Raw genomic sequence first — 12,105 nt, forward strand, 5'->3', positions numbered from 1 at the left:
CTCAGTGTTATAAGTATATTTATGCAACATGGTATATTTACACAAGCTTTACACTCCCTTTGCGTTTCTTTGCATTCCAGTCGCTAGACTTATAGCAATTCATATAAAGCAATTAATCCAGAGGGCAAAAAAATGTCAAAATTCAGAAACTTACTTAAAACAACACTTACACCCATTGCGCTTTGTCTAACACTTGTCATCGCTGCACCCGCTTTAGCCAAAAAAAGCCATCACCAAAAGCATGAAGATATGCGCCAAATATTATCTGAGTTATCTTTAACCAATACACAAAAACAAGATATCCGACAAACTTTAAAACAAAATCGTGAAGGTAGAGGCTTGTTTAGCAGTGACGTAAAATCGTTGAAGCAAGAGTTGCGCAACCTTATACAATCCTCTGAATGGGATCACGCAGCTGCAGAGAGTGTCATTACCAAGCGCCGAACGCTGATGCAAGCAAAGGCGCTAGAACGGGCGACTAACAAAAACCAAGTCTGGAATTTATTAACCGACTCCCAACAAGAAGAGTTTGTAGTGCTATTTGATGCGCTCAAGGCTCAGCCAAAAAGCGTTGCAGGATGGAAAGAAGGCAAACGAAAAGGCAAAAAACTTAAACGTTTAGACCTATCAGAAGCTCAACTTACTGCCATCAACATTATTAAGAATGAAAGCGATGCAACTGGCAAAAAAATTAAGGTCAGGTTACAAGTCTATAAACAAGCAGAGCAGTTATTAGTGCAAAGGGCTGACTTTGACGCTGATGCTTTGCTAGCTCTCGATAATGAATACAAAGCTGATTTTCTGACAATCGCGATATTAAAAGCCAAAACTCAGCATGATATTTGGAATCAACTTACTACAGAACAGCAAGCTAGGGCCGCAGAAAAAATAAAAGATAAAAGGAGCAAATATGAGAAGAAAGGTAAAAAGCATCAAGAGTTATCGTCAATATAAAGCGAGCCCCTCACACAAATCCTATAACGGCATCTCTTTGATGCCGTTTTTTTTCCATTTATCAAAAATGTAACCGGTCTTCAAACAGTAACTTCATGAACGGTAATATCTATCTGCTTGGCAATAGAAGAATTAGTTTGGTAAAGAATGATGATTTATTTCATGCTCTGCGCATATTTATAAAAGGGTTAGTTTATAGTTAGTCTTTTGTACTTTTAACTAATACAGACAATAAGGAGCCATTATGCAAGACATCGAATTACGGACTCGTCTTGATCAATATTATGGCCAGATCAAGTCGGTCATCTTAGACAAGCAACATCCAATTTCTGGGTTACTTCCTGCAAGCACGGCGGTCACAGTGCATGGCAATTACCAAGATGCTTGGGTACGCGATAACGTATATAGTATTTTAGCCGTCTGGGGACTAGCATTAGCCTATCGCAACTTAGATGACGATGGTGGGCGAGGATTTGAATTACAGCAACGAACAGTCAAATTAATGCGCGCTTTATTGCGCTCAATGATGGCGCAATCGGCAAAAGTAGAAAAATTTAAGCGAACTCGGCAACCCATTGACGCATTACATGCCAAATACGATACGGCTACAGGTGATAGCGTGGTTGGTGATGATGAATGGGGGCATTTGCAGATTGATGCAACCTCAGTATTTCTTCTGACGCTTGCTCAGATGATTGCCTCAGGTTTGGAAATAATCTGGACCGATGAAGAGGTCTGTTTTATACAAAATTTAGTGTATTACATCGAACGAGCCTACCGCACACCCGATTTTGGCATTTGGGAGCGTGGCGCTAAAAGTAATAGTGGTAATGTCGAGCTGAACGCCAGCTCTCTGGGTATGGCGAAGGCCGCACTAGAGTCGCTATCTGGCTTTAATCTTTTCGGCGCAAAAGGGTCTCGGTCAAGCGTTATTCATGTCATTCCAGATAACATCGCTCAATCAAATATTACGTTAACGTCTATGTTACCTCGTGAGTCTAATACGAAAGAAACAGACGCGGCTTTACTTAGCATAGTGGGCTTTCCTGCTTTTGCTGTCGACGACCCAGATCTTGCCAACAAAGTGCGTAACGACATCATTGATAAGTTAGAAGGAAACTATGGACTGAAACGTTTTTTGCGGGATGGACATCAAACCGCTCTCGAAGATGAGGGACGTCTGCATTACGAAGAACAAGAGTTGAAACAGTTTGAGCATATTGAGTCTGAATGGCCGCTGTTCTATACCTATTTATATTTAGATGCGATTTTTCGCGACGATACACCACAAATAAATCATTACCGAACCCGTCTTGACGCGGTACTAGTCGAACAAAATGGTCAAAAACTGCTACCTGAATTATATTTTGTTGCTGAAGATTGTGTAGAACAAGAACGTCTCGAACCTGGCTCTCAAAAGCGTATACCTAACGATAATGTTCCACTAGTCTGGGCGCAAAGCTTATATTTACTTGGTTGTTTACTAGAAGATGACTTATTGCGTCCAGGTGATTTAGACCCTCTGGGACGTAGGCATCACAAAATACCTAAAAAGCCCGTGGTACAACTCATGTTTTTGGCTGAGGATGAAGCGTTGCAACAAGAGTTGGAAGCTTATGGTGTGCAGACACAAACTATCGAAGATATTTCACCTGTACAGGTTTATCGTCCCGAAGATATTGCTAGCATACATGCTCAAATTGGTAAGTGCGAAGAACTAGGTCTTTCTGGGCGTATTCCTAGAAAATTGAAAAGTTTAACCACCAGCCGTGTTTATATGATGGGCAAAAAGCAAGCGATATGCCTGACAGCTTCTTTTATTCAGAAAGATTTTTCTTAAGTTACGACATTGAATTTTTAGTACGTCGCTTTACCTCAGAGCTTAGTTATCTGCACCGTAATTGGACTGAATTAGGTCGGCCTACTGTCACTGTATTACTCACTCACAATTTGCTAGACACCGACCGTAGTACTTTTTATGCCCTGATGAAACAAATTGCCAGTGGTGAAGTAGACGGTATACCTGTGCGTCACGATATAATGGCGCAGTTATTAAATACGGCAGCTGTTGAGCATGTCGAACACCTAAAAGACTTGGTTTTACCTGAGCAACCACTAGCGGATCTATTGTCTCAATCTTGCATTTTGACCTTGGCAGGTGAAAATAAAAAATTATCACCTAGCGAAGAACTTGAAATCGCCTTACAAAAAGACACTGGCATATTGGAATCAAAGTTAGGCCAAGCTACCAATCTTTATGAACAAATAGCATTACTAACTAAACTAGTTGAGCTCCAGCCGATTGATACTAAAATTCACATCCACAATCAGCAACGAAGTTTGCACGACTTAATTGAAGAAGTGTACACCCAAGCTGGTCGACTGCGCCTTTGGTCAGTATTGCGACAGGCATCTGGATTACAGGGTAAAATTGATGGGGATATTGGGTTAGCAGTCGGCGACTTATTAGTAGCACAAAAGTTTATTCAGGTAGGTCGTTCATATCATGATGAGTCGTTGATCACTCGTCCACTAAGCGACGAAGAACTGATGCAGAGGATCGTGCAATATTGCCGTGAAGATGTGCGCGATCAGATTCTAACCCAAGAAGTGTTGCTGTACTTGGGTCTGTTAATCAAAGCTAGACCCGAATTATTTAGTGAATTATTAACCTTACGCGCAAGTTTATTGATTATCCTGCTAACCAGTCAAATTACCCGAGCTCAAAACAGCACGACCGATGAAGCTTATGAAATATTGATGGACATGCCGCCATCAGAAATTCAATCACGCTTAGAGGCGGTGCTCGAAAATTATCAAACTTTAGCTGAACTTCCACAAAAGCTGGAAACATTACATGCTCAAGGTAATACAGAACATATAAACTGGCACCAAAAATTTGGGATTAGAGCAGCTCAAAACTCCGCTTGATGGTTGGCTTGCTTGGCGTCAACACCAAGGTATACTCGACCGACGTTCAACAGAGTTTTTAGCAAAAACTTGGCGAATTTTAAAACATACAAGTGGCCTAGTTATTGGTAATAAGATGGATAAGCGTAATCGTATTAGCAGTGACTTAGTGTTAAGTGATATGACCGAGGGAGAAAATGCTTTCGCGATATTAATTGAACACATGTTTAACAACATTCACGCAGCTGAATACCGTCAACTTACAATTGAAACACTGACAGCGTTAGCCAGCTTTTTTGAGCAAAACCCTAGTTTAATAGTGGAAGAAGCGATAGTGATTGACGTGACCATAGGTCATGCAGTGAACCTTGCATATGTCAAAGAATTCCCTGAACGGCAACAACATTACGATGAACACAAAAGCCATGCTTGGGAGCGCTTTTACCAGCAATCACCAGTGCATAGCACAACATTCATTATTTCAGCTTTGAATCACTTATTAACGGTAAGACAGGTAGAATGAGGTAAATAACGTCACTTCACCTAACTCTAATTAATAGTAAAGTTAGGCACTCTTTTGAATTTTTTGGTATGCCTATTATCAATCATGAACTCAATCATAGTGCTTAATAACCCGGTGTTTAAATCATGGGTAGAAAGGTTAACGACACTTTTAGATACTGGATTTACTGGTTAAAAAGTGTCTTATCCTTCTGAAATACTCCGAAATCTGACATTGAATGAAAAGACATAATGTAATTAGAAGTTAGGAATATTTTGCTGATAATCAGCTTCAAGAAATGCTGGTGAGGTAAACAACATATCCGCAGTCGCGACATTACAAGCTACTGGTAGATTCCAAACTGAGCACAATCGAAGTAAAGCTTTTACATCAGGATCATGGGGCGCAGGGTTCAATGGGTCCCAAAAAAAGATTAAACAATCTAGCCTGTGCTCAGCAATCAAAGCACCTATTTGCTGATCCCCACCTAATGGACCACTATTGAAACAGTGTACATCCAAGTTCAACTCTTTCTTTAAGATGCCACCAGTAGTGCCCGTTGCGACGAGCTTATGTTTGCTTAATTCAGACCTGTGCGCCAAAGACCATTTTACTAAATCTGGCTTTTTATGGTCGTGTGCAACCAGTGCGATGGTTTTTTGCATCTCGTATGAATCCTTTTATTAATGGCATGAAATTCAAAAAAAAGCTAACAGTCTGCGGTATTAAAAACACACCTTGTTGATCATTTGCTGCAAAATATTCACTGTGGGATTAACATAATCCAGAGAGATATATTCATCAGGTTGATGAGCTTGATCAATACTACCAGGGCCTAAAATAATGGTATCGCAGCCAAGTTGATTAATAAATGGCGCTTCGGTGGCATAGTTAGCACTTTGATATTTTTTACCTGTGAGCTGTTCAGCTAATGCCAGAATATTTTGTTCATCGCGACAAGCAAAAGCTGGCGCAGTGGGATACATTAAATCCAAACTTAAGCGATTGGGGTATTTTGCAAATACTGGGGCCAACGCTTCATCAATCATGGCAAGAGCTTGCTCATCGTTTAACTCAGGTACAACACGCATATCAAAGTTAAGCTTGCAATGCCCACAAATACGATTTTCTGCATCGCCACCATGAATGTGCCCTAAATTCATGGTGACATGGGGCACACTGAAGGCTTCATCATGGAACTGAGTTTTTAGTTTACTTTGTAAGTCCATCAACTGACCAATTGCCTGATACATAATTTCAATGGCGTTAACACCTTTTTCAGGGTCGCTCGAATGCCCCGCTTTACCTTGAATATTTAAACTTTTAGCGATATGCCCTTTATGTTTATAAATGGGTATAAGTTCAGTCGGCTCTCCGATAATAGCCATACTCGGCTTAATCATTTGCTGTTCAGCAAAAAAACGTGCACCAGCCATAGACGTTTCTTCATCTGCCGTGGCTAATACATACAAAGGCTTGTTCAATTGATCAAGCGGAATCGTTTTTAATGCCTCAAGAACAAATGCAAAAAAGCCTTTCATATCGCAACTGCCTAAACCAAACAGCTTGCCATCCGCTTGTTTGAGTTTAAATGGATCAGATTGCCAACGCCCTTCGTCATAGGGCACCGTGTCTGAATGACCACAAAGCAACAAACCTCCTTCTCCACTGCCAATTTTAGCTAACATATTAAATTTGTTGCGAGTACCAGGCACTGCTTGAATAGTTATGGAAAATCCAAGATCACCAAACCAGCCTGCTAGAATGTCAATTAGAGGCCTATTTGTTTGATCGATATTTTCGTCAAAGGCACTAATAGAAGGGGTCTTAATGATAGTTTCGTAATGTTCTAAGAAAGATAAATTTGACATAACCGCTCAATTAAATAATTATTCACTTTTATTGCATAAATATATAACACATGGCATGCTATAGACCAATAAGAAACGACTAATAAAATAGTTAGTTAAGTATAATAACTTTTTTCCTTTAACTTGTTTTGGTTAGATAACGTACTTGTACCAGTTTATTTCCCTGCCTAGCTTCGCCAGCACTTTGTATCGACGAAAATCGAAGCTGTAGCGTATAGCTCACTCTTTGCTTTAAACTAAATTCTTTTTGCAAAGAGTGCTTTTTATCTTCCGCCATCAATATTTAGTACACTACTCATTTAGAGCCTTTAGAGAAAACGCCCATGATCAAAACCTGTATTATCGGTGCCAGTGGTTATACTGGCGCTGAACTGGCCGCACTAGTTCACGGCCATGACCAATTTGAATTAGCCGCTTTGTTTGTTTCCGCTAATAGTGCTGATGCAGGCAAATCTTTGGGCGATATTCATCCACAATTTTTTAACCGAATTGAATTACCTTTGCAGCCTATAGATGAAGCTAATTTATGTGCCTTAGCAGAAAGTTTTGATCTAATATTTTTAGCCACGCCACATGAAGCAAGCCACAAGTGGATGAAACAGCTATGCAGCGAAAAAAGTGCCAACAAAGCAGTAATAATGGATTTGTCAGGCGCCTTTAGAATAAAAGATAAACACAAATTCGCAGAATATTATGGTTTCGAACACCACGCGGATAAATTGTTAGCAGCGGCCGTATATGGTTTAGCTGATTGGCATCAAGAACAAATTAAAAATGCAGATTTGATCGCCATTCCGGGTTGTTACCCCACAGCATCTTTAACAGCCCTTAAGCCATTACAACAAAATGCCTTAATTGACACTGCACATTTTCCAATCATTAATGCAGTATCTGGCGTCACTGGTGCAGGTAGAAAAGCAGCATTAAACAGTAGTTTTTCCGAAGTCAGCTTGCAGGCATACAGTGTATTGGGACATAGACATCAGCCTGAAATTATTGACTATTTAGGTACTGATGTGATTTTCACACCGCACTTGGGCAATTTCAAGCGAGGTATTTTGGCGACGATTACGGTAAAAACCTCAGCCAATGTTACCGAGCGACAGATTACTGAGGCCTATCAGCAAGCATACCAAGACAATCCAATTGTAAGATTTAGAAACAGTTGGCCCAAAATTGACGACGTGGTCGGTACACCTTATTGCGACCTTTTTTGGAAGTTAGATAACAAAACTGGTTATCTTGTTGTGACCAGTGCCATTGATAACTTATTAAAAGGTGCGGCATCACAAGCAATGCAATGTGCTAATTTGCGCTTTGGTTTTGAGACTCATGCGGGATTGGTAAATTAATTATGAGTAACCAAGCGAATAGCATAGAAAGCAATGCAACCAGTGATAGAGAGATGAATAGAAAAATATTAGTGATTAAAGTTGGTGGCGCGTTTATGCAAGCTGAAGATGCTGCTCTGGCATTGCTAAGCACTATTGCTGAATTACAGAAAAATTATATTGTGGTGCTAGTTCATGGCGGCGGCGCTATGGTTGAAGAATTACTAAACGCACTTAATCTAACAAGCCACAAAATTGATGGTTTGCGCGTCACCCCGAAAGAACATATGCCCTACATCACAGGAGCACTTGCAGGAACAGCCAATAAACAACTTTGCGGGTTAGCTATTAGAGCAGGTATCAGCCCAGTTGGGTTGAGCTTGTTAGATGGAAAAATGTGTATTGCAACCGTAATGCTCGAAGAACTGGGAGCAGTCGGTTCAGTTGAGCCAGGCGATGCGACCTTATTGAAAGCGTTAGCCGCCACACATATGTTACCCATCATCAGTTCCATCGGTGCAGATAACAATGGTAACTTACTTAATGTGAATGCTGACCAAGCAGCCACAGTGATCGCCCAGTTATTAGATGCCCAGTTATTACTTTTATCTGATGTGCCTGGCGTGTTAGATGCTAACAAAAACCTGATTGAGCACTTAGATATAGAACAAATTGAAACGCTCATCGCACAAAATGTTATTCGAGACGGCATGATAGTCAAAGTACAAGCCGCATTAAAAGCAGCCAATAGCTTAGGACGCAGCGTTACTATTGCCAGTTGGAAAGATGCAGAAAAGTTGCTGGGTTTGTTGCAACAGCAAGCAATAGGCAGCAAAATCCTCCCCCAAGTAAACACATCTAGTTACAAGGCTTGATTATGAAACAAGATCTTCTTTCATTTAAAGATTGGACCGCAGTCCAATTACACCGTTTGCTAACCTTGGCTAAAACCATCAAAACCAATCCTGCCGGTTATCGTACCGCTTTAGATGGCTTGTCGATTGTTGCCTTATTTGAAAAACCTTCGTTACGCACCCGTGTGAGTTTTGATATTGGTATCAATAAGTTAGGTGGACATTTGGTTTATTTAGACTCACAGTCAAATAAATTAGCCGGTCGCGAAGACGTTAAAGATATGGGCGCTAACTTAGCTTGTTGGGCAGATGCCATCGTGGCACGGGTTTTTGCACACAGCACTTTAGAAGAATTAGCTAAATCAGCTAAGGTACCCGTCATCAATGCTTTATGTGATATGTATCACCCCTGCCAAGCGATAGCTGATTACCTGACTATCAGCGAGCATTACGACGACTTAAGCAAAGTGAAGTTAGCCTATATTGGTGACGGTAATAACGTCACACATTCGCTGATGTTAGTAGGTGTAGCGCTAGGTTGTGAAGTTGTTGTTATCACACCAAAAGGTTACGAAGTTGACGAAAATATCATAAAGCTAACTCAAGCGCGTGCCCAACAGTTTGGCGGAAAGCTAACCGTGAGCACTGACATCAACGCAGCAAATGGTTCACAGGTTCTATACACAGATACTTGGCTTTCGATGGGTGACGAGACGCCATTAGCCGATATTAAAGACACTTTCGCTGGTTACGAAATTAATGAAGCTTTGATGGAAAAAACCGGGGCTGAATATGTATTACATTGTCAACCAGCCCACAGAGATTTAGAAATCAGCGGCAGTTTGATCGACAGCGATGCATCATTATTAATGCAACAAGCTGAAAATCGTATGCATGGACAAAACGCTATTTTGGTACACTTGCTAGCCAGCGATTTCGAACCAAGAAATTAAGAAAACGGCTACGAGTTTGGTAGCAAAGTAACAACAACAAATATCGAATAAATCGCTAAATATATGGCGTTTTATTAAAAAATTAAGAGATAGGAAAAACATGGCTATTCAAGCAAAAAAAGAATTCAAAAAAGTAGTGTTGGCATATTCTGGTGGATTAGATACATCAGCTATCATTCCTTGGTTAATCGAAACCTATAACTGTGAAGTTATCGCTTTTGCAGCGGATGTAGGTCAAGGCGACGAAGAGTTAATTGGACTCCGTGAAAAAGCGCTCGCCACTGGCGCAAGTGAATGTTACATCGTTGACTTAAAAGAAGAGTTTGTTGCTGACTATATTTACCCGACCATTACTACTGGTGCTGTATACGAAGGTGAGTACTTACTAGGCACGTCGATGGCGCGTCCAATCATTGCAAAAGCGCAAGTCGAAATTGCTCTTAGAGTGGGTGCGGATGCTCTTTGTCATGGCTGTACTGGTAAAGGTAACGACCAAGTTCGCTTTGAAGGCACCTTTGCTGCTTTGGCTCCAGAATTAGCAGTGATTGCTCCTTGGCGTGAGTGGGACATGGTGTCTCGAGAAGATTTACTTGATTACCTAGCAGAACGTAATATTGAATGCTCTGCATCATTGACTAAAATTTATAGCCGTGACGCAAACGCTTGGCATATATCTCACGAAGGCGGTGAGTTAGAAGATCCTTGGTGTGAACCCACTAAAGGGATCTGGACGTTAACCGTTGATCCAGAAGACGCGCCAAATAAGCCAGAACGTGTGCAACTTAGCTTTGAAGAAGGCAAGTTAACCAAAGTAAATGGCGAATCATTAACACCTTATGGCGTTTTAATGGCCCTTAACAAAATTGCAGCAGCCCATGGTGTAGGCCGTATCGACATTGTTGAAAACCGTTTAGTGGGTATGAAATCTCGAGGATGTTACGAAACGCCAGGCGGCACAGTCATGATGAAAGCTTATAAAGCCCTAGAGTGTTTGGTCTTAGACAAAGCATCACTTAAATACCGTGAACAAATCGGTCTTGAATATTCACATGTGATGTATGACGGTCGCTGGTTTACTGCTTTAAATGATGCATTATTAGCAGGTGCCGCCAGTTTCGCAGAAAAAGTCACAGGTGAAATTGTAGTTAAACTATACAAAGGCCAAGCGACAGTTACCCAAAGAAAATCTCCTAACAGCTTATATTCCGAAGACTTTGCAACCTTTGGCGCAGATGATGTATACGACCAAGGGCACGCCGAGGGTTTCATCCGTTTATACAGCTTATCTAGCCGTATCGAAGCGATGAATAAAAAAGGCTTAGCCCTTAAAAATACAGGTATCGAATAATGAGTTTGTGGGGTGGACGTTTTCAAGATGGCAGCAGTGCTATGTTTAGAAGGGTAAACGATTCATTACCCTTCGACAGAGCACTCGCCAGCCAAGATATTCGTGGCTCTATCGCGTGGTCAAAAGCCATTTATAAAGCCGGGGTGTTAACCCAAGACGAACAACAACAACTTGAACAAGCCCTGCGAGCTTTATTAGTGAAAGCTGAAGCTGGCACCTTGGATTTCGACGCCAGTAGCGAAGAAGACATTCATAGTTTTGTTGAAGCCACCTTGATTGAACAACTTGGTGATATCGCCCGCAAACTACATACCGGCCGCAGCCGCAATGATCAAGTGGCCACTGACTTTAGATTGTGGACACGTGAACACGTTGACTTATTGATTGCCGACTTAGAAAACGTCAAAGCGTCTTTAGTAGGAACGGCAAGCCATAACAAAATAGTTATTTTACCGGGTTACACCCACTTACAACGCGCTCAGCCCGTACGTTACCCACACTGGTGCTTAGCTTATGTAGAGATGTTTAAACGTGACATTAGTCGCTTACGTGACTTAAGAGTGCGCTTAAATCAGTCCCCATTAGGTTGTGGCGCATTAGCAGGTACAACCTACCCCATTGATCGTTATGAAATAGCCAATGAGTTAGGCTTTGATAGCCCCTGTTTAAATAGCTTAGATGCGGTATCGGATCGAGATTTTGTATTAGAGCTTTTATTTGCTGCCAGCACCAGCATGATGCACATGTCGCGTATGGCCGAAGACTTGATATTCTTCAACTCTGGTGAAGCCGGATTTATTACTTTAGGTGATGAAGTGACCTCTGGCTCATCATTGATGCCACAAAAGAAAAACCCTGATGCCCTAGAACTGATGCGTGGTAAATGTGGCCGGGTATTCGGAAGTTTACAAGGCATGTTAGTGACCATGAAAGGTTTACCCCTTGCTTACAACAAAGACATGCAAGAAGACAAAGAAGGCTTGCTGGATGCGGTGACTCAGTGGCATATCTGTTTATGTATTGCCTGCGAGGTAATCGACAGTATCAAGTTAGACTCAGAGCGTTGTGCTAAGGCTGCCCGTGAAGGCTATGCGAATGCCACTGAACTAGCTGATTATCTTGTAGCTAAAGGTATCCCCTTTAGAACTGCCCATGACATTTCGGGCCAAGTGGTATTAGCCGCACTAGAGAAGAAAAAAGCCATCGAAGAGTTAAGCATTGCTGAGTTGCAGCAATTCTCAGACTTAATTGAAAACGATGTTTATGAAATCTTGCAACTAGAATATTTAGTAAATAAACGTAGCATCTTGGGGGGTACGGGTATTGACCCAGTATCTAAAGCTCTAGACGCTGAATTAGCGCAAATTAAGTAAGGATTTATT

8 protein-coding genes and 1 pseudogene are annotated in these 12,105 nt (G+C 41.3%); 7 read left to right on the top strand and 2 right to left on the bottom strand.

Annotated elements, in window-relative coordinates:
* Positions 1–132: 132 nt before the first annotated feature.
* Complete coding sequence (locus tag C427_RS19170) at positions 133–954, top strand: Spy/CpxP family protein refolding chaperone (protein ID WP_007639958.1); 822 nt, start codon at positions 133–135, stop codon at positions 952–954.
* A 244-nt stretch (positions 955–1,198) separates the two neighbouring features.
* Positions 1,199–4,387: pseudogene (locus C427_RS28890) on the top strand (glycoside hydrolase family 15 protein).
* 236 nt (positions 4,388–4,623) lie between these two features.
* On the opposite strand, the gene C427_RS19180 reads toward C427_RS28890, so the two are convergent.
* Complete coding sequence (locus C427_RS19180) at positions 4,624–5,031, bottom strand: methylglyoxal synthase (protein WP_007639955.1); 408 nt, start codon at positions 5,029–5,031, stop codon at positions 4,624–4,626.
* A 60-nt stretch (positions 5,032–5,091) separates the two neighbouring features.
* A complete protein-coding gene (gene argE, locus C427_RS19185; RefSeq protein ID WP_007639952.1) occupies positions 5,092–6,237 on the bottom strand; it encodes an acetylornithine deacetylase in 1,146 nt (381 codons plus the stop codon).
* A 323-nt stretch (positions 6,238–6,560) separates the two neighbouring features.
* On the opposite strand from argE, the gene argC reads away from it, so the two are divergent.
* The 5 genes from argC to argH all read left to right on the top strand — a co-directional run bounded on the left by argC (position 6,561) and on the right by argH (position 12,096).
* On the top strand, positions 6,561–7,589 hold the full coding sequence (gene argC, locus C427_RS19190; RefSeq protein ID WP_007639948.1) for an N-acetyl-gamma-glutamyl-phosphate reductase: 1,029 nt from the start codon (positions 6,561–6,563) through the stop codon (positions 7,587–7,589).
* Positions 7,590–7,642: 53 nt separating this feature from the next.
* On the top strand, positions 7,643–8,443 hold the full coding sequence (argB, locus tag C427_RS19195; RefSeq protein ID WP_034899728.1) for an acetylglutamate kinase: 801 nt from the start codon (positions 7,643–7,645) through the stop codon (positions 8,441–8,443).
* A gap of 2 nt (positions 8,444–8,445) precedes the next feature.
* On the top strand, positions 8,446–9,375 hold the full coding sequence (locus C427_RS19200; RefSeq protein WP_007639944.1) for an ornithine carbamoyltransferase: 930 nt from the start codon (positions 8,446–8,448) through the stop codon (positions 9,373–9,375).
* A 100-nt stretch (positions 9,376–9,475) separates the two neighbouring features.
* A complete protein-coding gene (locus C427_RS19205; protein ID WP_007639943.1) occupies positions 9,476–10,723 on the top strand; it encodes an argininosuccinate synthase in 1,248 nt (415 codons plus the stop codon).
* On the top strand, positions 10,723–12,096 hold the full coding sequence (gene argH, locus C427_RS19210; protein ID WP_007639942.1) for an argininosuccinate lyase: 1,374 nt from the start codon (positions 10,723–10,725) through the stop codon (positions 12,094–12,096). The genes C427_RS19205 and argH overlap by 1 nt, the downstream gene beginning before the upstream one ends.
* Positions 12,097–12,105 lie beyond the last annotated feature (9 nt).

It is taken from the genome of Paraglaciecola psychrophila 170 (assembly GCF_000347635.1).
Lineage (GTDB): Bacteria > Pseudomonadota > Gammaproteobacteria > Enterobacterales > Alteromonadaceae > Paraglaciecola > Paraglaciecola psychrophila.